The 23,859-nt window shown below is 68.7% G+C and carries 21 protein-coding genes; 9 read left to right on the top strand and 12 right to left on the bottom strand.

What is annotated here, in order from left to right; all coding sequences use genetic code 11:
- Window positions 1-265: 265 nt before the first annotated feature.
- Window positions 266-2,494 carry an EAL domain-containing protein gene (locus tag HNP48_RS25260; protein WP_184862335.1) on the top strand — a complete coding sequence of 743 codons (2,229 nt, stop codon included), beginning with the start codon at window positions 266-268 and terminating at the stop codon, window positions 2,492-2,494.
- A 28-nt stretch (window positions 2,495-2,522) separates the two neighbouring features.
- On the opposite strand, the gene HNP48_RS25255 is transcribed toward HNP48_RS25260, so the two are convergent.
- Entirely contained in the window at window positions 2,523-5,153 is a 2,631-nt protein-coding gene (locus HNP48_RS25255) for a diguanylate cyclase domain-containing protein (RefSeq protein ID WP_184862333.1), read from the bottom strand.
- A 171-nt stretch (window positions 5,154-5,324) separates the two neighbouring features.
- Between HNP48_RS25255 and azu the strand changes: the two genes are divergently transcribed.
- From azu to HNP48_RS25240, 3 genes are all read left to right on the top strand, one after another.
- Window positions 5,325-5,783, top strand: a complete 459-nt coding sequence (azu, locus tag HNP48_RS25250; RefSeq protein WP_184862325.1) for an azurin — start codon at window positions 5,325-5,327, stop codon at window positions 5,781-5,783.
- 69 nt (window positions 5,784-5,852) lie between these two features.
- On the top strand, window positions 5,853-6,122 hold the full coding sequence (locus HNP48_RS25245) for a hypothetical protein (protein ID WP_184862323.1): 270 nt from the start codon (window positions 5,853-5,855) through the stop codon (window positions 6,120-6,122).
- Window positions 6,122-7,516: a 3-deoxy-D-arabino-heptulosonate 7-phosphate synthase gene (locus HNP48_RS25240; RefSeq protein ID WP_184862321.1), complete on the top strand. Its 1,395-nt coding sequence runs from the start codon at window positions 6,122-6,124 to the stop codon at window positions 7,514-7,516. Before HNP48_RS25245 ends, HNP48_RS25240 begins: the two co-directional genes overlap by 1 nt.
- A gap of 180 nt (window positions 7,517-7,696) precedes the next feature.
- Here HNP48_RS25240 and HNP48_RS25235 read toward each other — a convergent pair whose 3' ends face one another.
- Window positions 7,697-8,575, bottom strand: coding sequence for a LysR family transcriptional regulator (locus tag HNP48_RS25235; RefSeq protein WP_184862319.1), 879 nt, complete (start codon window positions 8,573-8,575; stop codon window positions 7,697-7,699).
- A 106-nt stretch (window positions 8,576-8,681) separates the two neighbouring features.
- Between HNP48_RS25235 and HNP48_RS25230 the strand changes: the two genes are divergently transcribed.
- The 3 genes from HNP48_RS25230 to HNP48_RS25220 are packed head-to-tail and all read left to right on the top strand — an operon-like array spanning window position 8,682 to window position 12,531.
- Complete coding sequence (locus HNP48_RS25230) at window positions 8,682-10,388, top strand: acyl-CoA dehydrogenase family protein (protein WP_184862317.1); 1,707 nt, start codon at window positions 8,682-8,684, stop codon at window positions 10,386-10,388.
- Window positions 10,389-10,418: 30 nt separating this feature from the next.
- The gene (locus HNP48_RS25225) at window positions 10,419-11,393 is read left to right on the top strand and encodes a tripartite tricarboxylate transporter substrate binding protein (protein ID WP_184862315.1); all 975 of its coding nucleotides are present in this window, start codon (window positions 10,419-10,421) and stop codon (window positions 11,391-11,393) included.
- A 10-nt stretch (window positions 11,394-11,403) separates the two neighbouring features.
- Window positions 11,404-12,531, top strand: coding sequence for a CaiB/BaiF CoA-transferase family protein (locus tag HNP48_RS25220; protein ID WP_184862313.1), 1,128 nt, complete (start codon window positions 11,404-11,406; stop codon window positions 12,529-12,531).
- Between the two features lie 61 nt (window positions 12,532-12,592).
- Here the strand turns inward: HNP48_RS25220 and HNP48_RS25215 are convergent, their stop codons facing one another.
- The 6 genes from HNP48_RS25215 to HNP48_RS25190 all read right to left on the bottom strand — a co-directional run bounded on the left by HNP48_RS25215 (window position 12,593) and on the right by HNP48_RS25190 (window position 19,545).
- Window positions 12,593-13,630, bottom strand: coding sequence for an amino acid ABC transporter substrate-binding protein (locus HNP48_RS25215; protein ID WP_184862311.1), 1,038 nt, complete (start codon window positions 13,628-13,630; stop codon window positions 12,593-12,595).
- A gap of 215 nt (window positions 13,631-13,845) precedes the next feature.
- On the bottom strand, window positions 13,846-14,355 hold the full coding sequence (locus HNP48_RS25210; RefSeq protein WP_184862309.1) for a GNAT family N-acetyltransferase: 510 nt from the start codon (window positions 14,353-14,355) through the stop codon (window positions 13,846-13,848).
- Between the two features lie 4 nt (window positions 14,356-14,359).
- A complete protein-coding gene (glmM, locus tag HNP48_RS25205) occupies window positions 14,360-15,694 on the bottom strand; it encodes a phosphoglucosamine mutase (RefSeq protein ID WP_184862307.1) in 1,335 nt (444 codons plus the stop codon).
- A gap of 69 nt (window positions 15,695-15,763) precedes the next feature.
- Window positions 15,764-16,606 (bottom strand): dihydropteroate synthase, encoded by an 843-nt coding sequence (gene folP, locus HNP48_RS25200; RefSeq protein ID WP_184862305.1) that lies wholly within the window; start codon window positions 16,604-16,606, stop codon window positions 15,764-15,766.
- 154 nt (window positions 16,607-16,760) lie between these two features.
- Window positions 16,761-18,689 (bottom strand): ATP-dependent zinc metalloprotease FtsH, encoded by a 1,929-nt coding sequence (gene ftsH, locus HNP48_RS25195; RefSeq protein WP_184862303.1) that lies wholly within the window; start codon window positions 18,687-18,689, stop codon window positions 16,761-16,763.
- A gap of 193 nt (window positions 18,690-18,882) precedes the next feature.
- Window positions 18,883-19,545, bottom strand: coding sequence for an RlmE family RNA methyltransferase (locus HNP48_RS25190; protein WP_184862301.1), 663 nt, complete (start codon window positions 19,543-19,545; stop codon window positions 18,883-18,885).
- A 33-nt stretch (window positions 19,546-19,578) separates the two neighbouring features.
- Between HNP48_RS25190 and HNP48_RS25185 the strand changes: the two genes are divergently transcribed.
- Together HNP48_RS25185 and HNP48_RS25180 are read left to right on the top strand one after the other, a co-directional pair.
- A complete protein-coding gene (locus HNP48_RS25185) occupies window positions 19,579-20,055 on the top strand; it encodes a YhbY family RNA-binding protein (RefSeq protein ID WP_184862299.1) in 477 nt (158 codons plus the stop codon).
- 5 nt (window positions 20,056-20,060) lie between these two features.
- Window positions 20,061-20,834 carry a glycosyltransferase gene (locus tag HNP48_RS25180; RefSeq protein ID WP_184862297.1) on the top strand — a complete coding sequence of 258 codons (774 nt, stop codon included), beginning with the start codon at window positions 20,061-20,063 and terminating at the stop codon, window positions 20,832-20,834.
- A 6-nt stretch (window positions 20,835-20,840) separates the two neighbouring features.
- On the opposite strand, the gene HNP48_RS25175 is transcribed toward HNP48_RS25180, so the two are convergent.
- The 4 genes from HNP48_RS25175 to HNP48_RS25160 all read right to left on the bottom strand — a co-directional run bounded on the left by HNP48_RS25175 (window position 20,841) and on the right by HNP48_RS25160 (window position 23,731).
- Window positions 20,841-21,290: a DUF4149 domain-containing protein gene (locus HNP48_RS25175; protein ID WP_184862295.1), complete on the bottom strand. Its 450-nt coding sequence runs from the start codon at window positions 21,288-21,290 to the stop codon at window positions 20,841-20,843.
- A 15-nt stretch (window positions 21,291-21,305) separates the two neighbouring features.
- Complete coding sequence (greA, locus tag HNP48_RS25170) at window positions 21,306-21,782, bottom strand: transcription elongation factor GreA (RefSeq protein WP_184862293.1); 477 nt, start codon at window positions 21,780-21,782, stop codon at window positions 21,306-21,308.
- 134 nt (window positions 21,783-21,916) lie between these two features.
- The gene (locus tag HNP48_RS25165) at window positions 21,917-22,645 is read right to left on the bottom strand and encodes an alpha/beta hydrolase (protein ID WP_184862291.1); all 729 of its coding nucleotides are present in this window, start codon (window positions 22,643-22,645) and stop codon (window positions 21,917-21,919) included.
- A gap of 126 nt (window positions 22,646-22,771) precedes the next feature.
- Window positions 22,772-23,731: a helix-turn-helix domain-containing protein gene (locus tag HNP48_RS25160; protein ID WP_184862289.1), complete on the bottom strand. Its 960-nt coding sequence runs from the start codon at window positions 23,729-23,731 to the stop codon at window positions 22,772-22,774.
- Between the last annotated feature and the right edge of the window lie 128 nt (window positions 23,732-23,859).

The raw sequence follows: 23,859 nt of genomic DNA, 5'->3' as shown, positions 1-23,859 counted from the left end.
CGGCCCCATGGCCGCTGGTGCCCCGGATCACCGGGTGGTGTGCTTTCAATGCACTGGAGTTTGGAAGCCGCAGGTGACGCCTGCATGTCCAACGGATGTCAATGCCGTGACAGGCCGAGGCAAGGGCTCCGCCAGAGTGCGGGAAAGGCGCCAGCGCAGGCTGGACAGGCCCCGGTTACCAGGCGGTTACCGCTGTAAGCTTGGGCTGCTACACTTTGGTACATTTTTCTGGGGCATTGCGCCTCTCCCTCCGGGTCCGGCCGCCATGTCCTTGCTGTCCATTGCCCCAGAACGCCTGCCGTCTGGGGAGTCTTCCGACGCGTCTTTGGAGCGTACGCTGCGCGAGCAGCAGATGCTGCTGGAGAGCGCAGGCGTGGGCATCGTGTTCATCCGCCAGCGCGTGGTGGTGCGCTGCAACCAGCGCTATGCGGAAATCTTCGGCTACGAGTCGGCGCAGCGCCTGATGGGCCTGAGCAGCGAGGCCTTCTACCCCGATCGCGAGGCCTTCCGCACCCTCGGGCGCGAAGCCTACCCGGTGCTCGCCAGCGGGCAGGCCTACCGCGTCGAACGCCAGATGCGCCGGCGCAACGGGCGGCTGTTCTGGGGCAGCCTCACGGGGCGGCTGATCAACCCGCGCGACACGAGCGAGGGCTCGATCTGGATCCTCGACGACATCGACGAACAGAAACAGGCCCAGGCCCTGCTGAGCGCCGCGGTGCGCGAGAAGCAGGTGCTGTTCGACCAGGCCATGGTGGGCATCGTCTTCCTGCGCGACCGGCACCTGACGCGCTGCAACCGCCATTTCGAGCACATGCTGGGCTATGGCCCGGGCGAGCTGGCGGGCAGCCCCTCGCGCCGCTGGTACGCCAGCGACGAGGACTGGGAGGACGTGGGCCACCGCTGCTACCCCGTGCTTGCCGCCGGCCAGTCCTACGAGGGCGAGGTGGTGCTGTGCCGCCGGGACGGCACACCGCTGACCTGCGAGGTGCGCGCCAAGTTCATCGACCCCGACGACCCCGACCAGGGGTCGATCTGGATCACCATGGACATCTCGGAGCGCAAGCAGGCCCAGGCGGCCCTGGCCCGGGTGCACGAGCAGCTTGAGCAACAGGTCGAGGACCGCACGCGCGAGCTGCGCGAGACGGTGGACAACCTGCACCGCGAGATCAGCGACCGCAAGGCCGACCAGGACCGCATCTACTGGCTGGCCCACTACGACCCGCTCACGGGACTGCCCAACCGCGCCCTGCTGTCCGAACGCGCCCAGGAAGCCATCCGCGTGGCGCAGGAGGGCAATACGCCGCTGGCGCTGATCTTCCTGGACCTGGACCACTTCAAGCACGTCAACGACTCGCTGGGCCACCGCGTGGGCGACGCCCTGCTGGTGGAGATCGCCAAGCGCCTGCGTGCCGTGGTGCGCGACAAGGACACGGTCTCGCGCCTGGGCGGCGACGAGTTCATCCTGCTGCTGCCGGGCGCCAATGCCCATGGGGCGGCCCGGGTGGCCGGCAAGCTGCAGGAGGCCTCGCGCCAGCACTACCAGATCGACCACCACGAGCTGACCATGGCGCCGTCCATGGGCGTGGCCCTGTTCCCGCAGGACGGTGCCGACTTCGATACGCTGACCCAATCGGCCGACGTGGCCATGTACCGCGCCAAGCTCGATGGGCGCAACACCTTCCGCTTCTTCACCCCCGAGATGCAGGCCCAGTCGGTGCGTGCGCTGCAGGTCGAGAACGCGCTGCGCCGGGCGCTGGAGCGCGGCCAGCTGTACCTGCACTACCAGCCCCAGATCCACCTGGCCACGGGCCAGGTGCACAGCGTGGAGGCCTTGCTGCGCTGGGACCACCCGCAGATGGGCAACATCTCGCCCACGGAGTTCATCCCGATCGCCGAAGACAGCGGCCAGATCCTGCAGATCGGCGAATGGGTGCTGCGCACCGCGCTCACGCAACTCAAGGACTGGCACGCCAACGGTTTTCCGGGGCTGACCATGGCGGTCAACCTCTCGGCGATCCAGTTCCGCCAGCCCCAGCTGCCCGAGCTGGTGAGCCGCATCCTGACCATCTTCGAGCTGCCGCCCGACTGCCTGGAGCTGGAGCTGACCGAGGGCGTGGCCGTGGACGACCCACATTCGGCCGTGGAGACCATGGACAGCCTGCACTCGCGCGGGGTGCGCATGTCCATGGACGACTTCGGCACCGGCTACTCCTCGCTGAGCCAGCTCAAGCGCTTCCAGATCTTCAAGCTCAAGATTGACCAGTCCTTCGTGCGCGACCTGGGCGAGGATGGCAACGACCGCGCCATCGTGAGCGCCATCATCCGCATGGCCCAGGCCCTGGGCATGCGCACCACGGCCGAGGGCGTGGAGACACCGGAGCAGCTGGCCTTCCTGCGCGAGCAGGGCTGCGACGAGGCCCAGGGCTACCTGTTCAGCCGGCCGCTGCCGGCCGATGAGCTGGAGCTTTTCCTGCGCCAGTACCTGCCCTCGTAGCACCGACCGAAGGCTGCGCGCCTGGACTTCAGGAAAGCGCTTGCACCGCCGCAGCCAACTGCACGCGGTGTTTTCCCGAGCGCTTGGCCTGCAGCATGGCCTCGTCCGCCTCGGCCAACAGTTCCTGCGCGTCAAGCCGGCCCTGCGACAAGGCAACGCCGATGCTCATGCCGACCCGCACCGGGACATCGGAGGCAGGCAGCTGCACGGGCTGGCACACGGCCTGCATCAGGCGATCGAGCACGGCACGCCACTCCTCGCCCGCCACCGGGGTCAGGACCAGCACGAATTCATCGCCTCCCAGGCGCGCGGCCGTGTCCGACGCGCGGATGCTGCCTGCGATGCGCCGGGCCAGCTCCACCAGGAGCTGGTCGCCCGCTTCGTGCCCCAGGTCGTCGTTCACGGCCTTGAAGCCGTCGAGGTCGGCAAAGCACACCGCCACATCGTGCCCCGCCCGTTGCGCGGCCGCCAGGGCCTGGCGCAGGCGGTCCAGCAGCAGCAGGCGGTTGGGCAACTGCGTGAGCGCGTCGTGGAAGGCCACGTGCGTGATCTGCTCGTGCGCCTGCTTGGCCGCCGAGATGTCCACTGCCATCCAGAAGGTTTCGTGGTCCGACAGGCGCACGCCGCTCAGGTCCACCCAGATGGCCTCGCCGTTCCTGTGCTGCAGGCGCACGTCGGTGCGGAAGTTCTGGCCCCGGCCCAGGCGTAGCGCGGCGGATTCCTCCACGTGGCGGTAGTCCTCGCCACGCGCATACAGGGAGCGCACGTCGGCCCCTTCGAGCTCACCCGGCCCATAGCCCAGCATGCGCTCCATCGCGGTGTTCTTCCAGATGACGGTGCGGCTGGCGAGCTTGACCATGCCCACCAGGTCGCTGTTGAGCATGGCCGATTGGTCGTGCAGCAGGCCGCGCACCTGCTGCAGCGCCTCGTGCTGCGCAGTCACGTCGACCGCGACGGTGCGGCTCATCAGGAAGTCGCCGCGCCCGTCGCGCACGGCCGTGGCATTGATGCGCACGACACGGCGCGGCGCGCCCGGTGGCGCGAGCTCGATCTCGATTTCCGGTGCGCGCTCCTGCAGGGTGAGTTCGATGAAGTGGTCATGGAAACGCCGGCGGCTCTCGCCCTGCAGCAGATCGCTGAAGCGGGAGTGGGATTCGACCGCTGCGCTGCCCAGCCACTGCTGCAAGGTGGCGTTGACGTGCACGAGGCAGCCCTCGGCATCGAGCGAGAAATAGCCGCATGGTGCATGGTCGTAGAGGTCGCGCACGCGCGCGGCAGACTCTTCGAGGCTATGGAGCAGGCGCTTCCTGTCGGTGATGTCGCGGGCCGAGCCGAAGACCAGCAACTGCCCGTCGATATCGACCGCATGCCAGTGCAGGTCCACATCGATGACATGGCCATCGGCCAGCCGGTGCTGCACCTCGACACGCTGGCGGTCACCGTCGCGGATCCGGCCCAGCCAGGCGCCGATGGCCGCTGCGTCCTGGTTCACGTCCCAGCTGGAGACATGGCGGCCCAGCAAGGCCTCACGCTGCGAGCGGTGCATTTGCGCGAACGAGTCGCTCATCTCCACCAGGTGCCCCTGGCGGTCGATGATGTGGATGCCATCGCCCGCCACGCGCAGCAGGATCTGCGTGCGCCGGCTCTGCGCCTCCAGCGCCCGCACGGCACCCAGTTCACGCCGGCCCACGCGGTAGATCGCAAAGGCGGCGGCGCAGCTGAGCAGCCACATGCAGGCTGCCATCAGCGACAGCATGCGCGCCTGCATGGCCAGGGGCTCGAAGAATTTCTCGTTGTTGAGCCCGGCCAGCACGATGAATGGCCAGCCCTCCACCTCCCGGTAGGCCACGGTGCGCTCCAGCCCGTCGATCGGTGACACCGCCGTGAAGACCCCTGCAGAAGGGTTCGCCGCGAGGGATTCGCGCAGCTCCCTGGAGACCTGGGTCGATCCCATCGGGACCTGCGCCGCATTGCCGGGAGAGAGCCAGGCCACAAATCGCAGGTCGCGCATGCGCAGCGTGATGGTGTCCCGGCTGCCCAGGTCGTAGCGCTGGAACAGCTGCGCGAAATGGTCGACCCGGATGGTGGCATACAGCACCCCCTCAAACCGCCCCTCCCGCACCAGGGGACGGGAAATGGAGACGACCCAATTGCCCGAGACGCGGGACACCACGGGGCTGGCGATGACCGGGCCGTCTGCCGTGGATTCGCGCGCCTGCCGGAAGAAATCGCGGTCCGCCACGTTGGGGATGTTGGCATGGCCCACGAGGTTGCCCCAGCGCACGGCCCCGCTGTCATCGGTCAGGCGAAACCCCTCCGCCCCCGGCAGCAGCCGGTGGCGCGCAGCGAGCAGGTCCTGGACCTCCTGGTCCCGGGATCCGGCACCGAGGCCCGAGCGCTGCAAATCGTTGATCGTCATGCGCAGCACCGCATCGACCAGGCCCAGCTCGGACCCCACGTTGGCACCGCCCATGGCGGCCATGCTGTCCGCCGTGGCGCGGGCCCGTTCTTCGTGGTTCTGCCGCGAGGAGGACAGCACCCACAGCACCAGCGCCCCGAGCAGCACGCCCAGCAGCACATTGGCCGTGACCAGCAGCGTGCGCAGCCGGTGGCCGGGCCGGTAGGCGCGCGCGGGCAGGGGTGGGGAAATCTCGGCCATGGGCAATGCTAGCTGAAGCCCCGCCCCCGGAACATCCTGCCTTGCCCGGAGGCCGTGGCCTGCAGCGCACCGGCCTTTGATGCACCTCAAGGGCGTTTTGCCAGGGCGGTGGTCCACTCACGGCCATCCCGGAGATGCCCGGCCCCTTTTTACCCCCTGGAGAAATTCGACATGCACACCACCTTGAGAAACACCGCCGCCGTGCTGCTGACCGCCCTGCTCGCCGGCCCCGCGCTGGCAGCCACCTGTGACGTGGAGATCGAGGGCAATGACGCGATGCAGTTCAACAAGCAGAGCATCGCCGTTCCGGCCAGTTGCAAGCAGTTCACCGTGAAGCTCAAGCATGCGGGCAAGCTGCCCAAGACGGCCATGGGCCACAACTGGGTGCTGACCAAGGCAGCCGACGCCCAGGCCGTGGCCACGGACGGGATTGCGGCGGGCGCGGACAAGGCCTATGTCAAGGCGGGTGATGCCCGCGTGATCGCGCACACCAAGCTCATCGGCGGCGGTGAGGCCGACAGCGTGGGCTTCGACGTGGCCAAGCTCAAGGCCGGCGAGGCCTATGCCTGGTTCTGTTCCTTCCCGGGCCATTCCAGCCTTATGAAGGGCACGCTGACGCTGGCCAAGTAGAGGCCGCGTCGCAGGGGCCGCGCAAGCGGTCAGAATCGGGGCAGACCCCATGAAGGAAAGCCCCGACCCATGAGCATCGTCGTTTACTGGCTGGAAGCACCCGGCACACCTGCCATGCAGACCTTCGACCCCGGCCAGTTGATGCCGGCCCTGCAGTTCTGCGAGGAAAAGCGCAAGGCCGGCAAACGCCATGTGAGCCTGTCCAGCGAGCTCACCGAGAGCGTGGGGCGTGCCGGGGTGAGCACGGTGGAGGCCCGGCTTCTGCCCGATGGCTCGCCCTACGACTGGACCAAGTCCCATCGCGGCGCGGGGCCCGAGCGCAGCGGCGGCCAGGGTTGATGCCTGCTTCGGGGGCCCTGCCCCGACCGCCCCACCCGCCCCTGCTCACGCAGGTGCTGCGCACCGCCGCGCGCCGCTACCGCCTGCCCGCAGCGCCCGGCGCGGGCTCCCAGGACGGCCCCGCGGCCGCCATGGCCCTGGCCATCGAGCAGGTGCGCCAGGACCTGGCCGGTGCGCGGCACCCCGGGGACGCCACACGGCAGTCGTTCATCGAGGCCCTGGCCCACCTGATCCGGGAGGCCATGCGCGTGGACGACGGGGACGCGGCCTACCAGGCCGCGGTGCTCGCACGCCGGGCCCCCACGGTGCAGGAATACCTCGACCTGCAGGCCCATGCCGAGCAGGACCGCCGGCAACTGCGCGCGGGCGCCAACGCCATTGCCCACCCGGCCAAGCGCCAGCACGTCGCCCCCGGCGCGCTGCGCGAGGCCCTGGAGCGCCTGCACGCCCAGGCGGATTCGGCGCACTGGGCGGCGCTGGGCGATACGGCACACCTGTTGCAGGCCATGGCCCAAGCGACCGCCGACATGCCGGCACTGCAGCGCGGCCTGCCACGGCTGCTGCAGGGGCCCGCGCTGGCGCGCCTGCAGCGCGCGGACGCGCTCGAAGGCGACCCGCAGGTACAGGCCTACCAGCGCCTGCGCGACCGCCAGGGCCCCCGCCCGGGCACGGCCGAGGCCAGTGCCTACGGCGACAGGGCGCAGCAGCGCGGTGCGGCCATGGAAGCCCTGGCCACCCAGGCCCTCGAGGCCCTGGCGCAGCGGCTCGACCAGGCCGATGGCATCCGCGGTGCTTGGCGCGTGGTGACCTCGATGCGGGTGCCGCCCTCCATCCCCGCCAGCGCCGAGCGCGCCAAGAGCGAGTGGGATGCCGTGCTGCTGCGGCAGGCCCCTGCCGGCACCGGCCAGCTCCCCGCCTGGGACGTCTGCCTGCTGCTGGAGGCCAAGGCCTCGGTGGATGCGGTGGCGAACGATTTCTCGCGCCTGCAGCGCGGCCTGCGCCTGCTCGGCCATGCCGACCCCGGCACGGACTACGCCTTCCTCTGCCGCGAGGGCGAGGTGCTGCTGCGCGGCGCCTCCCTGGGCATGCTGGACGGGCCGGACTGCGTACTGGAGGACACCGTGCTCTACTGCACCGATGCCCCAGCCCCGCCAGCGCCCCAGTGGCTGGCCGCCGCAAGCCGCATGCAGTTGCTCGGCGCGCCGCAGAGCCTGGCTTTTGCCACCGCACTGGCCGAGGGCCGGCAGGCCGACGTGCAGGACCTCATGCCCGTCTGGCAGGCCCTGCTGGCATCACCGCAGTGGGAGCCCGTGCTGCAGCAGTACCCCACGCTGCGCCGCGTGCACGCGCTGATGGTGCACGTGGATGACCTGGTGCGGGCCGTGCAGGGCTAAGAGACTGAGAAGATTTTGCCCATGCCCGCCTTGCTCGCCAAAAAACACCCCGGCTCGTCGTTGCAAATGCTCGCCATAGCCCGAGCTATGGCTGCGCTTTGCGCCTAGACCCTGGGCGTTGTGACACGCCTTTCGGGCACGGTCAAAAAATTCCCAGCCTCTGAACGGACCGCCAGCCACTCAGTCCTGCGCCGCCAATTCCTGGAGCAGGCGCGGCACGAGCACGTTGCGCGACGCCGCATGCCAGACGGCGTAGGCCTCGGACTGCCTGCCCGAACCTGCCAGCGGCCGGAACACCGCACCCGGCAGCGCGCAGCGCCGCATCGCATCGGGCACCAGGGCCACCCCCATGCCCTGGGACACCAGGGACACCACAGCCAGCCAGTGCCGCACCTGCATGCGCACCTCCGGATAGAAGCCCGCGTCGGCGCAGACCGAAAGAATGCGCGCATGGTAGTCGGGCGATGCACTGCGCGAGAACAGCACGAAGGGCTCGTCCTTGAGCTGCCCCACCGCCACCGTGCGCTTTCTGGCCAGCGCATGGCCCATGGGCAGGCAGGCCACGAAGGGCTCGGACACCAGCAGGCGGCAATCGAGCTCGGCCGGCACCTGGTGGGTGTGGGCAAAACCGATGTCCAGCCGGTCATGGAGCAGCTCGGTCATCTGCTCGGCGGAATTGAGCTCGGTCAGCGTGACCCGCACGGCCGGGTGGGCGGCCTGAAAGCGCACCAGTGCCTGCGGCAGGCCGCGGTACAGCATGGAGCCGACGAAGCCGATGCGCAGCCGCCCTGCTGCTCCCTGGGCGACCTGGCGTGCCTCGGTGGCGGCCTCCTGGGCCGCCTGCAGCAGGCTCTGCGCCGAGGCCTGCAGCGCCTGGCCTGCGGGCGTGAGGCGCACCGCCTTGCTGCTGCGCTCGAACAGCTGCGCGCCCACCGACTCCTCGAGCTGCCGGATGGCCACGCTCAGCGGCGGCTGCGATATCGCCAGGCGGCGCGCGGCACGGCCGAAATGCAGCTCCTCGGCCAGAACGGTGAAGTAGCGCAGGTGGCGCAATTCCATGATGGGCCCCTCATCAATATTCAAATCAAAATAAACAAGACCAAATCAATATTAGACAAGAATTATTGAGCGGCGAAGAATGGGCGGCACAAGGAGACAACACGCCATGCCCACTTCGCCGACCGACGAAGCCGCCCGCCATCCCGTGCCCGACCGCCACGGCACCAGCCTCTACGGCACGGACACCGAACTGCACCGCCTGCTGGCGCTGTACCTGCCGGCCGAGCTGCTGGCCCACATGCGCCCCCACTTCGAGCGCCTGGGTGCCCTGGCCGGCGGGCCGCTGGACGAACTGGCCCGCACCGCCGACCAGAACCCGCCCACGCTGTCGGTGCGCACCCGCACGGGCCTGGATCTGCAGACGGTGCACAAGCACCCGGCCTATGTGGAAATGGAGCGGCTGGCCTACAGCGAGTTCGGCCTGGCCGCGATGTCCCACCGCGAGGAGACGCTGGGGTGGAAGGGCCGCATGCCGCCGCTGGTGAAGTACGTGCTGACCTACCTCTTCGTGCAGGCCGAGTTCGGGCTGTGCTGCCCGGTGTCCATGACCGATTCGCTGGCGCGCACCCTGAAGAAATTCGGCAGCCCCGAACTGGTCGCGCGCTTCCTGCCGCGCCTGCAGAACCTGGACTTCGACAGCGTGGCCCAGGGGGCCATGTTCATGACCGAGCAGGCAGCGGGTTCGGACATCGCGGCCACCGAGACACGCGCCCACCAGGATGCCGAGGGCCAGTGGCGGCTGAGCGGCGACAAGTGGTTCTGCTCCAACCCCGATGCCGATTTTGCGATGGTGCTGGCGCGCTGCGAGGGCAGCGCCCCGGGCCTCAAGGGGGTGTCGCTGTTCCTGCTGCCGCGCCAGCTCGACGACGGTACGCCCAACCACTACCGCATCCTCAGGCTCAAAGACAAGCTGGGAACGCGCTCCATGGCCAGCGGTGAGATCCGCCTGGAGGGCGCGCTCGCCCACCTGGTGGGTGAACAAGGGCGCGGATTCGTGCAGATGGCCGACATGGTGAACAACTCGCGCCTGTCCAACGGCGTGCGCGCGGCCGGGCTGATGCGCCGCGCCGTGGCCGAAGCCCAGTACATCGCCGGCGAGCGCCGCGCCTTCGGCCAGCGCCTGCAGGACATGCCCCTCATGCAGCGCCAGTTGTGCAAGCTGCTGCTGCCGGCCGAGCAGGCGCGCAGCATGGTGTTCCAGACGGCCCAGGCGCTGGCCCGCTCCGACGCGGGCGAGCCGGGGGCCTATGCGCTGCTGCGCATCCTCACGCCGCTCATCAAGTTCCGCGCCTGCCGCGATGCGCGCAAGGTGACCGGCGACGCGATGGAGGTGCGCGGTGGCTGCGGCTACATCGAGGAGTGGAGCGACCCACGCCTGGTGCGCGATGCCCACCTCGGCTCGATCTGGGAGGGCACGAGCAACATCGTCGCGCTGGACGTGCTGCGCGCCATCCGGCGCGAAGGCTCGCTGCCCGTGCTGCAGGCCCATTGCGAAGCGCTGATCGACGATGCGCCCATCGCCCCAGGCTTTGCAGAGGCCCTGCGCGGCGCCCTGGCCCGGGCCGCGGCACTGGCCCTGCGTGCCGCAGACAGCGGCGATGACACGCTGGCGCGGCAGTGCGCGTCGGCCCTCTACCACGTGGCCAGCGCGGTCGCCATGGCCTGGGAGGGCGCCCGCGGCGGCAGTGCGCAGCGCGTCGAATGGGCCCAGTGGGTGCTGCTGCACCGCGTGCTGCCGCGCGACCCGCTGGGCGCCACGGACATCCCCGAGGCCTGGACCGCCAGGGCCGCAGCACAGGCGCCAACCGCCTGAGACCTTCAACGACAACAACGGAGACAGACCATGCGACTTCTGGCCACCCTCGCGCTCGCCACGGCGGCAGCGCTCCCCCTGCTGCCCGCGGCCCAGGCCCAGGGCTTTCCGGACCGCCCCGTCATCCTGGTGATCCCCTTCCCGCCGGGCGGCCCCACGGATGCCATGGCGCGCACCCTGGCGGCCGAGATGAAAGACCGCCTGGGCCAACCCATGGTGGTGGAAAACCGCCCCGGCGCGGGCGGCAACATCGGCGCGGAGTACGTGGCCCGCGCCGCGCCCGATGGCCAGACCTTGCTGTTCGGCACCTCGGGGCCGCTGGCCATCAACGCCAGCCTGTACCGCAAGATCGGCTACGACCCGGCCAGGAGTTTCGCCCCCGTGATCCAGGTCGGCCACCTGCCCAACATCCTGGTCGTGAACCCCGCGGTGCCGGCCAGGAATGTGAAGGAGCTGATCACCTACGCCAAGGCTTCGCCGGGCAAGCTGAGCTACGCTTCGTCGGGCAACGGCGCCTCGTCGCACCTGGCCGGCGTGCTGTTCAATGCCTCGGCCGGCGTGGACCTGCAGCACATTCCCTACAAGGGCACCGGGCCGGCGCTCACCGACCTGCTGGGCGGGCAGGTGACGATGAGCTTCACCGACGTGCTCACGGCCCTGCCCTACGTCAAGAGCGGCAAGCTGCGCGCACTGGGCATCACCACGGCCGAGCGCTCCCAGGCCCTGCCGGATGTGCCGACCGTGGCCGAGCAAGGGGTGGCCGGCTACGACGTGAGCGTGTTCTTCGGCATCGTGGCCCCGGCGGGCACACCGCCCGAGCGCATCGCCAAGCTCAACAAGGCCTTCGTCGATGTGCTGGCGACCGACAAGGTCAAGCAGCTGTTCGCATCCCAGGGCCTGGAATCGGCGCCCTCCTCCAAGCCAGAGCAACTGGGCAAATTCATCGACACCCAGATCAGCAAATGGAGCGGTGTGGTCAAGCAATCGGGCGCACAGCTCGACTGAGGGGACCACGATGGCATCCCCACTCCCCTCCCCAGGCGCGCTCGCTGGCGTGCGCGTGCTGGACATCTCTCGCATCCTGGGCGGCCCCTACTGCGGCCAGATCCTGGGCGACCATGGGGCCGACGTGCTCAAGGTGGAGCCGCCGCAGGGCGACGACACGCGCACCTGGGGCCCGCCGTTCAAGGACGGCGTGGCCTCCTACTACCACGGGCTCAACCGCAACAAGCGCAACATGCACCTGGACCTGGTCAGCGCCGAAGGGCGCGACGCGCTGCTGGCCCTGCTGGCCGAGGCCGACGTGCTGATCGAGAACTTCAAGGCCGGCACCATGGAACGCTGGGGCCTGGGGTACGAAGAACTGTCCGCGCGCTTTCCGCGCCTGGTGTGGTGCCGCGTGACGGGTTTCGGCACCGACGGCCCGCTGGGCGCCCTGCCCGGCTACGACGCAGCCGTGCAGTCCATGGCGGGCATCATGAGCATCAACGGCGAGGCCGAGGGCGGCCCCTTGCGCGTGGGCTTGCCCGTGGTGGACATGGTGACCGGGCTGAACGCCGTGATCGGGGTGCTGCTGGCCCTGCAGGAGCGCCAGCGCAGCGGGCGCGGCCAACTGGTCGAGGCGGCACTGTACGACAGCGGCCTGTCGCTGCTGCACCCGCATGCCGCCAACTGGTTCGTCGATGGCCGCACCCCGCAGCGCACGGGCAACGCGCACCCCAACATCTACCCCTACGACGCCCTGGCCACGCGCACGCAGCCCGTGTTCGTCGCGGTGGGCAACGACCGCCAGTTCGCCAGCCTGTGCCGCTGCATCGGTGTGCCCGCCCTGGCGGACGACCCCCGCTATGCGCGGGCCGGTGACCGCTCGGTGCACCGCATGGCACTGAAGGCCGCGCTGGAAGACGCGATGCAGGACTGCGACGGCAGCGCGCTGGTGGACACCCTGATGGCCGCCGGCGTGCCCGCCGCGCCGGTGCTGTCCGTCGATGCGGCACTGGCGCATCCGCACACGGCGCACCGGGAAATGGTGGTGGAGCTGCCTGGCGGCTACCGCGGCATCGGTGCGCCGGTGAAGCTCAGCCGCACGCCCGCCAGCTACCGCCATGCCCCCCTGACGCCCGGGACGCGCTTTCAGGACTGAACGGAGGCGACACCCTCTTAGAACCTGTTTACGATTCCCCCGCGAGACCGTAAACAGGTTCTTAACGCACCGGGAAGGCGTACATCAGACCGCCCTTGTTCCACAGGTTGTTCAGGCCGCGCTGCAGGCCCAGCGCGGACTTGGGCCCCACATTGCGCTCGAAGATCTCGCCATAGTTGCCCGTGGTCCTGACCGCGCGGGCCAGCCAGTCGCGGTCCAGGCCCAGCAGCTTGCCCGTGTCTTCGGTGGTGCCCAGCAGGCGCTGCACGACGGGATCGGTGCTGCTGGTCTTGAGGCGATCGACCGAGGCCTGGGTCACGCCATACTCCTCGGCCTCGACCAGGCCGTAGACCACCCACTTGACGATGGCAAACCATTCGTCATCGCCACGGCGCACCATGGGGCCCAGCGGCTCCTTGGAAATCAGCTCGGGCAGCACCACGTGTTCCGAGGGATCCTTGGCCTCCTTGTTGCGCACCGAGGCCAGGCCGGAGGCATCCGTGGTGTAACCCGCGCAGCGCCCGGCAAAGTAGGCGGCGGTGGCGGCCTCGACCTTCTCGAACACGGCGGGCTTGATGGCCAGATTGTGGGTCTTGGAGTAGTCGAGCAGGTTCTTCTCGGTGGTAGTGCCCGACTGCAGGCACACGGTCTGTCCCTTGAGCTGCTTCATGCTCTTGATGCCGCTCTTCTTGAGCACCAGCACACCCTGGCCGTCGTAGTAGGTCACGGCGGTCTGGTGCAGGCCCATGGAGGCATCGCGGGCGAGCGAGAACGTGGTGTTGCGCGAGAGCACATCGATCTCCCCCGACTGCAAGGCCGTGAAGCGCTGCGAAGTGCTCAGCGGCACGAACTTGACCTTCTCGCCATCGCCCAGCACCGCGGCCGCCACGGCGCGGCAGATGTCCACATCGAGACCCGACCACTTGCCCCCGGTATCGGCCACCGAAAAGCCGGCCAGCGCCGTGTTCACCCCGCAGACCACCAGGCCCCGGGCCTTGATGCCATCCAGCGTCTTGCCGGCATGGGCCGGCAAGGAGGCCGCGGCACTGGCGGCAAGGAGCAGGCAGGTGGCTGCAGCGCGCAGGGAGGTGAGGGTCATGAAAGGCGTGCTCCTTGAAAAAGGCGGCTGCGGTGCAGGGTGTGCACCGCGCGCCGCCACCTTGTGGGTGCGAGATTCTGGACGATAGCTGCCATGCGCCTGCATCGGGATTTACGCGGGTGCCAACAGCCAACAGGCTACACGGATCGCGCCCCCGCATCCAAGGGCAAAACAGCTGCTTACAAAGATCGGGGCGGCAGGCTACCGCCGGGAGCTCAGGGCAGCAGCTTCTTCTGCAGGAACTGGGCCTGGCCCATGGCCGGGTCCAGCGCGTAGGGGGCGAAGCCCTCGCGCAGGTAGAGCGCCATGGCGCTGGTGTTGCCGGAGAGCACTTCGAGCGTGAGCTTGCAGGCCCCGCGCTCGCGCGCGATGGTCTCCACCAGCGCCAGCATGCGCTGCGCGATGCGCTGGCCGCGCCAGCCCGGCGCCACCACCACGTCGTGCACATTGACCAGCGGCAGGCAGGCAAAGGTGGAAAAGCCCTCGAAGCAATTGACCAGGCCCACTGGCACGGCCCCACCCTCTTGCTGCGCCCAGGCGATCACGCTGAAGGCCTGGGAGCGCTGCTGGAGCGCAGCGGGCAGGCCCTGCAGCACCTGCGCGGCCAGCGGCTGGCCGCCACCGGCGGCATCGCGTGCATAGCCATCGAGCAGTTGCACCAGTGCCTGGGCGTCGCCAGGCTCGCCGTAGTCCACACGGCGCACATCGATCGTTGCCGCAGCCATGGGTTCAACCGGCACGTGCGGCATCGACCAGGCGCTGGGCGCAGCGGCTGGCCAGTTGCGCTTCGCGCGCCTCCACCATCACGCGCAGCAGGGGTTCGGTGCCGCTGGCGCGGATCAGCACCCGGCCCGTGTTGCCCAGCTCCTGCTTCACGGCCTCGGTCTCGCGGGCCAGCAACGGGTTGGTCTTCCAGTCCTGGCCCGGCGCCAGGCGCACGTTGAGCAGCACCTGCGGGTACAGGGTCACTTCGCTGAGCAGCTCCGGCAGCTTGCGGCCACTGCGCACGCAGGCCTGCAGCACCTGCAGGGCGCTGACCAGGCCATCGCCCGTGGTGTGGCGGTCCAGCGCGAGCAGGTGGCCCGAGCCCTCGCCGCCCAGGTTCCAGCCGTGGCGGGCCAGTTCTTCCAGCACATAGCGGTCACCCACCTTGGCGCGCACGAACTGCACACCGCGCTCCTGCAGCGCCACCTCCACGGCCATGTTGGTCATGAGGGTGCCGACCACGCCGGGCACCTCTTCGCCCCGGCCCAGGCGGTCTGCGGCCATGAGGTAAAGCAACTCGTCGCCGTTGTACAGGCGGCCCGTGGCATCGACCATCTGCAGGCGGTCGGCGTCGCCATCGAGCGCAATGCCGTAGTCAGCGCGGTTGGCACGCACCGAGCGCACCAGGGCCTCGGGGTGGGTGGCGCCCACTTCGTGGTTGATGTTCAGGCCGTCGGGTGCGCAGCCGATGGACAGCACCTCGGCACCAAGCTCATGGAACACCTTGGGCGCCACCTGGTAGGCCGCGCCATGGGCACCGTCCACCACGATCTTCAGGCCCTTGAGCGTGAGGTCCTGCGGGAAGGTGCTCTTGCAGAACTCGATGTAGCGGCCTGCCGCATCGTCGAGCCGGCGCGCCTTGCCCAGGCTGGCCGAGTCGGCCCACACCGGGGCTTCGGCCAGGGCCGCTTCCACCGCGAGCTCCCAGGCGTCGGGCAGCTTGGTGCCTTGGGCGCTGAAGAACTTGATGCCATTGTCGGGGAAGGCATTGTGGCTGGCGCTGATCACCACACCCAGGCTGGCGCGCTGGGCGCGCGTGAGGTAGGCCACGCCCGGCGTGGGCAGCGGGCCGAGCAGCACCACGTCGACCCCGGCGGAGTTGAAGCCCGATTCCAGCGCGCTTTCGAGCATGTAGCCCGAGATGCGCGTGTCCTTGCCGATGAGGACGGTGGGGCGCTCTTCGGTGCGGCGCAGCACGCGGCCCACGGCATGGGCCAGGCGCAGCACGAAGTCGGGGGTGATGGGGGCCTGGCCCACGGTACCGCGGATGCCGTCGGTGCCGAAATACTGGCGTGTCATGGGGAAAGATCTCCTCGGGTTCTGTCGTTTTTGTGGGTGTGCCATGCGCCAGCCGCCGGCGCACCGCCTTCAGGGCTGTACCTGCTGCTGCTCCATCGCCTGCCACACGGCCAGGGCGGTCACGGTCTCGGCGACGTCGTGCACGCGCACGATGCGCGCACCGTGGACCACCGCCAGCAGCGCTGCGGCCACGCTGGGCAGCATGCGCTCACCGGCCACGGCCAGCCCGGTCACGGCACCCAGGGACGATTTGCGCGACCAGCCGGCCAGCACGGCATGGCCTGTGGCCACGAGTTCCTGCTGGCGTGCCAGCAGGGCAAAGTTCTGTTCCACCGTCTTGCCGAAGCCGATGCCAGGGTCGAGCACAATGCGGCTGCGGTCCACGCCCAGGGCCTGCAACTGGCTGGATGCGGCTTCCAGGAACACGCGCACCTCGCGCACCACATCGCCCTCCATGGGCGCCACCTGCATGGTCTGCGGATCGCGGTGCATGTGCATCAGGCAGATCCCGCAGCCCGGGTGGGCCGCCACCACGGCCTGGGCCCCCGGGCGGCGCAGCGCCCACACGTCATTGACGATATCGGCCCCCAGATCAAGCACGGCCTGCATGACTTCGGGCTTGTAGGTGTCCACGGAAACCGGCACGCCCAGGGAGACCGCCCCCCGCACGACGGGCACGACGCGCGCCAGCTCCTCTGCGAGCGGCACCGCTGGGCTGCCCGGCCGCGTGGACTCACCGCCGATGTCCAGGATGTGCGCCCCCTCCTTCAGCAGCTGCTCGCAGTGGCGCAGGGCGGCGGCCGTGCTGGCGTGCTGGCCGCCATCGGAAAAGGAGTCGGGCGTGACGTTGACGATGCCCATGACCTGCGGGCGGGCCAGGTCGATCGCGAAACGGGAGGTCTGCCAGGGCATGGGAGAAGGAGCCCACCGGAGAAGGCGGTGGCAGCAGGGGAAGAATGGAAAAAAAGGGGTGAGTGGACGGCCCGGCCACGAAAAACGGGGCACTGGGCCCCGTTTGTCCGATCGAACCTCGCTGGGCCCGTGGCCTGCCGTCCTGCAGGACCGGTCAGGCAGCCGAAGGTGCGGCGGGCGATGCGTCCGTCGCCACGGCAGGTGTACCGCCGCCAGGCGTGTCGCCACCCGACGAAGGCGTGCGCGGCGTCCAGTCCTTGGGAGGACGGGGCGGCTTGCCCGCCATGATGTCGTCGAGCTGTTCCATGTCGATGGTTTCCCATTCGAGCAGGGCCTTGGCCATGGCGTGCATCTTGTCGCTGTTCTCTTCGATCAGGCGGCGCGCCAGGTCATACTGCTCGTCGATGATGCGGCGCACTTCGCTGTCGACCTTCTCCATGGTCTGTTCGCTCATGTTCGTGGTCTTGGTGACCGAGCGGCCCAGGAACACTTCGCCCTCGTTCTCGGCGTAGACCATGGGGCCCAGGGCCGTGGTCATGCCATAGCGGGTCACCATGTCGCGCGCGATGTGCGTTGCACGCTCGAAGTCGTTGCTGGCGCCGGTGGTCATCTGGTTCATGAACACTTCTTCGGCAATGCGGCCACCGAACAGCATGCTGATCTGGTTGAGCATGTACTCGCGGTCGTAGCTGTAGCGGTCCTGCTCGGGCAGGCTCATGGTCACGCCCAGGGCACGGCCACGGGGGATGATGGTGACCTTGTGCACCGGGTCGCACTTGGGCAGCAGCTTGCCGATGAGGGCGTGGCCGGCTTCGTGGTAGGCCGTGTTGCGGCGCTCTTCCTCGGGCATGACCATGCTCTTGCGCTCGGGGCCCATGAGGATCTTGTCCTTGGCCTTCTCGAAGTCCTGCATCTCCACGGTGCGGGCGTTGCGGCGCGCAGCCATCAGCGCCGCTTCGTTGCACAGGTTGGCCAGGTCGGCACCGCTCATGCCGGGCGTGCCGCGCGCGATGATCGCGGGGGCCACGTCCTGGCCGATCGGGATCTTGCGCATGTGCACGTTCAGGATCTGCTCGCGGCCACGGATGTCGGGCAGCGTCACGTAGACCTGGCGGTCGAAACGGCCGGGGCGCAGCAGGGCGGCGTCCAGGATGTCGGGGCGGTTGGTGGCAGCCACCACGATCACGCCCAGGTTGGTCTCGAAGCCGTCCATCTCGACCAGCATCTGGTTCAAGGTCTGCTCGCGCTCGTCGTTGCCGCCGCCCAGGCCTGCGCCACGCTGGCGGCCCACGGCGTCGATTTCATCGATGAAGATGATGCAGGGGGCGTTCTTCTTGGCGTTGTCGAACATGTCGCGCACACGGGCCGCGCCCACGCCGACGAACATTTCCACGAAGTCCGAACCCGAGATGCTGAAGAACGGCACCTTGGCTTCGCCCGCGATGGACTTGGCCAGCAGGGTCTTGCCGGTACCGGGCGGGCCGACCAGCAGCAGGCCGCGCGGGATGCGGCCGCCGAGCTTCTGGAACTTCTGCGGGTCCTTCAGGAAGTCCACGACTTCCTTGACTTCTTCCTTGGCCTCGTCGCAGCCGGCCACGTCCGCGAACGTGACCTGGTTGTTGTTCTCGTCGAGCATGCGCGCCTTGCTCTTGCCGAAGCTGAAGGCGCCGCCCTTGCCGCCGCCCTGCATCTGGCGCATGAAGTACACCCACACGCCGATGAGCAGCAGCATGGGGCCCCAGCTGACCAAGAGGGTCATGAGCAGGGAGCCTTCCTCGCGGGGCTTCACGTCGAACTTGACGTTGTGGTTGATCAGGTCGCCCACGAGGCCACGATCGAGCACGGAAGCGTTCGTGCGGATCTTGCGGTCGTCGTTGGTGACGGCCACGATCTCGCCGCCAGACAAACCTTCGGGGATGGTGGCGCTCTTGATACGATTGTTACGAACTTCCTCGAGGAATTCGGAGTACCCGATATGTCCTGCGCTGGCGCCGCCACGGGTGTCAAACTGCTTGAATACCGTGAACAGCACCATGGCAATGACCAGCCATACGGCAATTTTTGAAAACCACTGATTGTTCAAGCGGGGCTCCAGTTGCAAGGGAGAAGGGCGACGGTCACAGAGCCGTCACGGCCTATATGTGGCGCATTTTAGGTCTTTCAAGCCAGGGCGCCATGGCTATTCCCCCTAGCGGCCATGGGCACCGCTCGGGATTTGCGGGGGTTTTTCACACATTGGCCGGGGTTTTCCCGGCCTTTTCCCCTGTTTCGGCCCATCAGGCCGGCTTCTTGAGGCCCATGCCCACCAGAAAGGTTTCCGAGGATTTATCGCGTGAGGCCTTGGGCTTGAGCGGCTTGACCACCTTGAAGGTCTGCTTGAACAGCGTGACCAGGTCGCTGTAGCCGCTGCCATGGAACAGCTTGACCACCAGGGCCCCGTCGGGCTTGAGATGGGCCGTCGCGAAATCCACCGCCAGCTCCACCAGATGGGAAATGCGGGCGGCATCGGACGATTCAATGCCCGAGAGATTGGGCGCCATGTCGGAGACCACCACGTCCACCACCCGGCCCTCCAGCGCTGCCTCCAGCTGGGCCAGCACCGATTCCTCGCGGAAATCGCCGTTCAGGAAGGTGACGCCTTCGATGGGCTCCATGGGCAGGATATCGAGAGCGATGATGTTGCCATTGAGCTCGCCGGTGGCTGCGCCGCCGGGCGACAGGCGCCGGCGCACATACTGGCTCCAGGCGCCCGGGGTCGAGCCCAGGTCCACCACGGTATGGCCGGGCTTGATGAGGCCGAGCTGCTCGTCGATCTCCTTGAGCTTGTAGGCCGCACGGGCCCGGTAACCCTCTTTTTGCGCCAACTTGACGTAGGTGTCGTTGACGTGGTCGTTGAGCCACGCCTTGTTGACTTTCTTGCTTTGGGTCTTAACTTTCATTGCGATTTTCTTCCAGCCTCGATAATACGGCCCATGCCCCAAATTCAACTGACTCCCGCTGAGCGCCGGGAACACCGCGCCAACGCCCACCACCTCGACCCCGTGGTCCTCGTGGGCGGCGACGGCCTTACCCCCGCCGTCCAGAAGGAAATCGACGCTGCCCTGAACGCCCACGGGCTGATCAAGGTGCGCGTCTTCGGCGATGATCGTGCCGCACGCGAGCTGATGTACCAGCAGCTCACGGCCGACCTCAACGCCGCCCCGATCCAGCACATCGGCAAGCTCCTCGTGCTGTGGCGCCCGCAGCCGGTGAAGGAGCGCGTGCTTGACGAAGACCGCATGCCCGGCCCGCGCGATGTCAAGGTGCTCAAGTTCAGCAAGCGCGGCGGCCAGCGCCCCGAGATCAAGCAGCTGCGCGTGCTGGGCAACCAGCGCCTGACGCCCGGCGGCCAGATCAAGCGGGCCAAGAAGCCCAAGCAGAAGTCCGTCAAGAAGCGCCAGGCCGACTGATCCGCATGGTCGTCGCCCCCGCCACGCCTGCCGGCAGCGCTGCAGCCCCCGGGGGCCAGCGCCATGTCATCTGCATGAAATGGGGCACGAAATACGGCCCCGAGTACGTCAACCGGCTCTATGCCATGGTGCGCCGGCACCTGTCGGGCGACTTCCATTTCGTCTGCCTCACGGACAACGGTGCCGGCATCCGCCGCGAAGTGCAGTGCCTGCCCATCCCGCCCCTGGACCTGCCGGCCGGCATTCCCGAGCGCGGCTGGACCAAGCTCGTGACCTTCAGCGCCGACCTGCACGGCCTGCGTGGCACGGCGCTCTTTCTCGACGTGGACGTGGTCGTTACCGGATCCCTGGACGATTTCTTCACCCAGCCGGGCGAATTTCTCATCATCCACGACTACAAGCGGCCCTGGCGCATCACCGGCAATTCGTCGGTCTACCGCTTCGAGCTCGGCGCGCACCCCGATGTGCTGGAGTACTTTCGCGGCCACTTTGCCGAGATCCGCGAGCAGTTCCGCAACGAGCAGGCCTACCTGTCGGACTTTTTGCACCGCCAGGGCAAGCTCACCTACTGGCCAGCGGCCTGGTGCCCGAGCTTCAAGTACCACGGCATCCCCGCCTGGCCCAGCAACTACTGGAAGGCGCCTTTCGTGCCTGCGGATGCACGCATCGTGATCTTCCACGGCGAATGCAATCCCCCCGATGCGCTGGCCGGCCGGCGCAACCGGCGTTTTCGCTACATCCGCCCCGCCACCTGGGTGGCGGAGCACTGGCACGAGTAAGCGCGCTCAGGGCGCGGGCGGTGCTGCCACCGGTGCGCCGGGCGCAGCCTGGACCTGCACGGTGCGCCACAGCACCACCAGCGCGCACACCCACTGCAGCACGTACATGCCCGTGCCCACCGAGTGCCACAGGCGCAGGTCCTGCCGTGCCACGATGCGCGGCGACACGCCGTACTGCACCAGCAAGGCCAGCAACAGGCCACCCAGCACGAAGCCCAGCGCCGCCTGGGCCCAGGGCTCCTGCACCTCTTCGTGCCGGCGCCGGGAAATCAGCAGCAGCACCATGCAGCAGACCACCGTGACCCAGGTCTGCGCGGCGAACAGCTTCGCCGCCATCTGGCCGGCCAGCGCCGGCGAGGGCAGGTTTGCGAACAGCATGGGCACCACCAGGAAACCCACGGTGGTCAGGCTGCCCCACCACAGGGCAGCAGCCAGGGCCGGAAGGCGCGGCAGCATCGGCAGGCCCCGGCCTCAGATGTAGCTGACGGCCACCACCTCGTAGCGGCGGATGCCGCCCGGCGCCTGGACTTCGGCGGTATCGCCCTCTTCCTTGCCGATCAGTGCCCGCGCAATGGGGCTGGAGATGTTGATCAGGCCCTGCTTGAGGTCGGCCTCGTCCTCGCCCACGATCTGGTAGGTCACGGTATCGCCCGTGTCCTCGTCCTCGAGTTCCACCGTGGCGCCGAAGACCACGCGGCCGCCGGCATCCAGCTCCTTGGGATCGATGATCTGCGCTGCGGACAGCTTGCCCTCCACCTCCTGGATGCGGCCCTCGATGAAGCCCTGGCGGTCCTTGGCGGCTTCGTACTCGGCGTTTTCGCTCAGATCCCCCTGCGCGCGGGCGTCGGAAATGGCCGTGATCACCCAGGGGCGGTCCACGGTCTTCAGGCGGTGCAGCTCTTCGCGCAGCTTCTCCGCGCCGCGCTTGGTGATGGGAATGGTGGTCATGTCCGTTGTCGTTCGGGTTTGTCAAAAAAACGACACCGCCGGGCCTGGGCCGGGCGGTGTCATGGACATGATTATGCCGCGTGTTGGGCGCGGGTCCAAGCGCCCAACCCCACCCGGCCCAAGGGCCCCGGGGCTCAGTCCCGCCCCGCCCGCTCGATGCTGGCCGCGGCCAGCGCCGGATCAGAAAAACAGATCTCGTGGCTGCCCTGGCACTCCACGAGGCGGAACAGGCCCAGCCGCTCCGACAGGCGCGGGTGCCAGGGCAGGCTGTGGGGCAGGGCCACGTCCTGCTGGGCATTGAGGTAGCTCTTGCCGATCTCCAGCGCGGCCAGCGGCACGGGCAGGCGCGCGGGCTCGGTGAAGGTGCGGTAGGGGTGCGGGTTGAGCAGTGCATAGCTGCTTTTCGCCAAGGCCTCGTCGGCGTCGTTGATGAAGGCCTCGCGCCAGATCGGGTAGGGCAGCATCACCGCATTGCCGTTGGCCGCCGCGACCTGGTCGAACAGCGCACGGTAGTGCGGCGGCACCAGGTCGTTGAGGCATTCCCCGTCCTGCGGGACGAAGGCATTCCAGTACACCAGCCGGCGGATACACCCCGGCACACGGGCAGGCATGTGGCTGATCACCATGCCGCCGTAGCTGTGGCCCACCAGGCGCACGTCGCGCAGGTCCTGGGCTTCGATGAAGGCCGCGAGCGAGTCCACGGCCTGGGCCAGCCCCGTGGCCGCACGGTCATCGCCGGGCCGGTTGCCCGCCAGTGTGGGGCAGTGCACGGTGTGGCCGCGTGCGCGCAGGTGGCCGGCCGTGGCCTCCATCTCGGCGCCGGTGTGCCATGCGCCATGGACCAGGACATAGGTATCCGCCATCGTTGTCTCCTTGGGTGGTTGCGACAGGCCAGGCGTCATGCCCTGCCCTGGCAATACCTTAAGAAGCGGGCGGGTGCCTGGATGGCCTGTGCGTGCCAGGCCCCTGTGCTGTGTGCGCCAGCGCCCTCAGCGCCGCCGCCATGCGGCCGGCGAGGTGCCCATGGCGCGCTGGAAGGCACGCGCAAAGTGCGAGGCATCGGAAAAGCCGCAGCGCCTCCCGATCTCGGCCACGGAGACATGGGCCAGTTGGGGGCGGCGCAGCAGCTCGCCGGCCCGCGCCAGGCGCATCTGGCGCAGCGTGCCCGCAAAGCTGCCGCCCTGCGCCGCGAATGCGCGGTGCAGGGTGCGCAGCGAGACACCAGCTTCGTCGGCCAGCGCCTGCGCTGACAGGCCGCCCTGGTCGATCCGCGCCGCCATCAGCGCCACCAGCTGCGCATGCAGACTCTGGGTGGCACGGGCAGCGGCCGGGGTTTGCTCCAGCGCAGCCGACAACAAGGCCCCCAGATGGTCCGACAGCAGCGCGGGCGGCAAGGCCTGGGCCGAACCCGGGTCGCGCGCCAGTTGCACAGCCAGGGCACCCAGGCTCTGGCCCCAGCCCTGGTCGCGCCAGGCCACTCGGGGCCCCAGTGCCTCGGCCTGGGCCAACCACTGCCCCACCCAGGCGCGCGGCAGTTGCAGCGAGACGCAGTGCACGCCCTCCGGGAAATGCAGCTCATAGGGCCGGGCCGAATCCACCAGCGCCACATCCCCGGGGCGCAGGTGGGCCACCCGGCCATCCTGGCGCACATGCCAGGAGGCCTCGGCCTGGGCGATCAGGTAGAACGGCAGTTGCCGGCTGCAGGCGATGCCGGCCGGCGTGCGGTACACATCCTGCGTGGAGGCGCGCACCTGGTTGACCGAGATGCTGGCCACCGGCAGGCTTTGCAGCATGCCATCGAAGGTGGTGGCCTCGCGCGAGCTGCAGTCCATCTCCAGGAAGGCCTCGCAGATGGCACCCACCCAGTAGTCCAGCCGCGCCGCAGGCGCGACCACATCGGTGGTCCACTGGCGCAATGCGGGCGAGGCGGATGCAGGGGCTGCAGGCATGGCGCCAATCTAGCGCCAAGGCCTGGCGGCAGGCAACAGGGCAACTCCGCATCGCCCCAGGAAAAAAGCCCCGTGGAGTCACCTCCACGGGGCTTTGCAGCCATTGCCGGCCCGTTTGCCGGCCCGAA

This window comes from Acidovorax soli (assembly GCF_014207955.1).
Classification (GTDB): Bacteria; Pseudomonadota; Gammaproteobacteria; order Burkholderiales; family Burkholderiaceae_C; genus Acidovorax; species Acidovorax soli_A.
The sequence above is the reverse complement of the archived record's forward strand: the minus strand, read 5'-3'. Positions and strand labels throughout refer to the sequence as shown.

Coding starts and splice junctions, on each gene's coding strand:
- HNP48_RS25260 (WP_184862335.1), top strand. CDS start 266: ATGTCCTTGCTGTCCATTGCCCCAGAACGCCTGCCGTCTGGGGAGTCT.
- HNP48_RS25255 (WP_184862333.1), bottom strand. CDS start 5,153: ATGGCCGAGATTTCCCCACCCCTGCCCGCGCGCGCCTACCGGCCCGGC.
- azu (WP_184862325.1), top strand. CDS start 5,325: ATGCACACCACCTTGAGAAACACCGCCGCCGTGCTGCTGACCGCCCTG.
- HNP48_RS25245 (WP_184862323.1), top strand. CDS start 5,853: ATGAGCATCGTCGTTTACTGGCTGGAAGCACCCGGCACACCTGCCATG.
- HNP48_RS25240 (WP_184862321.1), top strand. CDS start 6,122: ATGCCTGCTTCGGGGGCCCTGCCCCGACCGCCCCACCCGCCCCTGCTC.
- HNP48_RS25235 (WP_184862319.1), bottom strand. CDS start 8,575: ATGGAATTGCGCCACCTGCGCTACTTCACCGTTCTGGCCGAGGAGCTG.
- HNP48_RS25230 (WP_184862317.1), top strand. CDS start 8,682: ATGCCCACTTCGCCGACCGACGAAGCCGCCCGCCATCCCGTGCCCGAC.
- HNP48_RS25225 (WP_184862315.1), top strand. CDS start 10,419: ATGCGACTTCTGGCCACCCTCGCGCTCGCCACGGCGGCAGCGCTCCCC.
- HNP48_RS25220 (WP_184862313.1), top strand. CDS start 11,404: ATGGCATCCCCACTCCCCTCCCCAGGCGCGCTCGCTGGCGTGCGCGTG.
- HNP48_RS25215 (WP_184862311.1), bottom strand. CDS start 13,630: ATGACCCTCACCTCCCTGCGCGCTGCAGCCACCTGCCTGCTCCTTGCC.
- HNP48_RS25210 (WP_184862309.1), bottom strand. CDS start 14,355: ATGGCTGCGGCAACGATCGATGTGCGCCGTGTGGACTACGGCGAGCCT.
- glmM (WP_184862307.1), bottom strand. CDS start 15,694: ATGACACGCCAGTATTTCGGCACCGACGGCATCCGCGGTACCGTGGGC.
- folP (WP_184862305.1), bottom strand. CDS start 16,606: ATGCCCTGGCAGACCTCCCGTTTCGCGATCGACCTGGCCCGCCCGCAG.
- HNP48_RS25190 (WP_184862301.1), bottom strand. CDS start 19,545: ATGAAAGTTAAGACCCAAAGCAAGAAAGTCAACAAGGCGTGGCTCAAC.
- HNP48_RS25185 (WP_184862299.1), top strand. CDS start 19,579: ATGCCCCAAATTCAACTGACTCCCGCTGAGCGCCGGGAACACCGCGCC.
- HNP48_RS25180 (WP_184862297.1), top strand. CDS start 20,061: ATGGTCGTCGCCCCCGCCACGCCTGCCGGCAGCGCTGCAGCCCCCGGG.
- HNP48_RS25175 (WP_184862295.1), bottom strand. CDS start 21,290: ATGCTGCCGCGCCTTCCGGCCCTGGCTGCTGCCCTGTGGTGGGGCAGC.
- greA (WP_184862293.1), bottom strand. CDS start 21,782: ATGACCACCATTCCCATCACCAAGCGCGGCGCGGAGAAGCTGCGCGAA.
- HNP48_RS25165 (WP_184862291.1), bottom strand. CDS start 22,645: ATGGCGGATACCTATGTCCTGGTCCATGGCGCATGGCACACCGGCGCC.
- HNP48_RS25160 (WP_184862289.1), bottom strand. CDS start 23,731: ATGCCTGCAGCCCCTGCATCCGCCTCGCCCGCATTGCGCCAGTGGACC.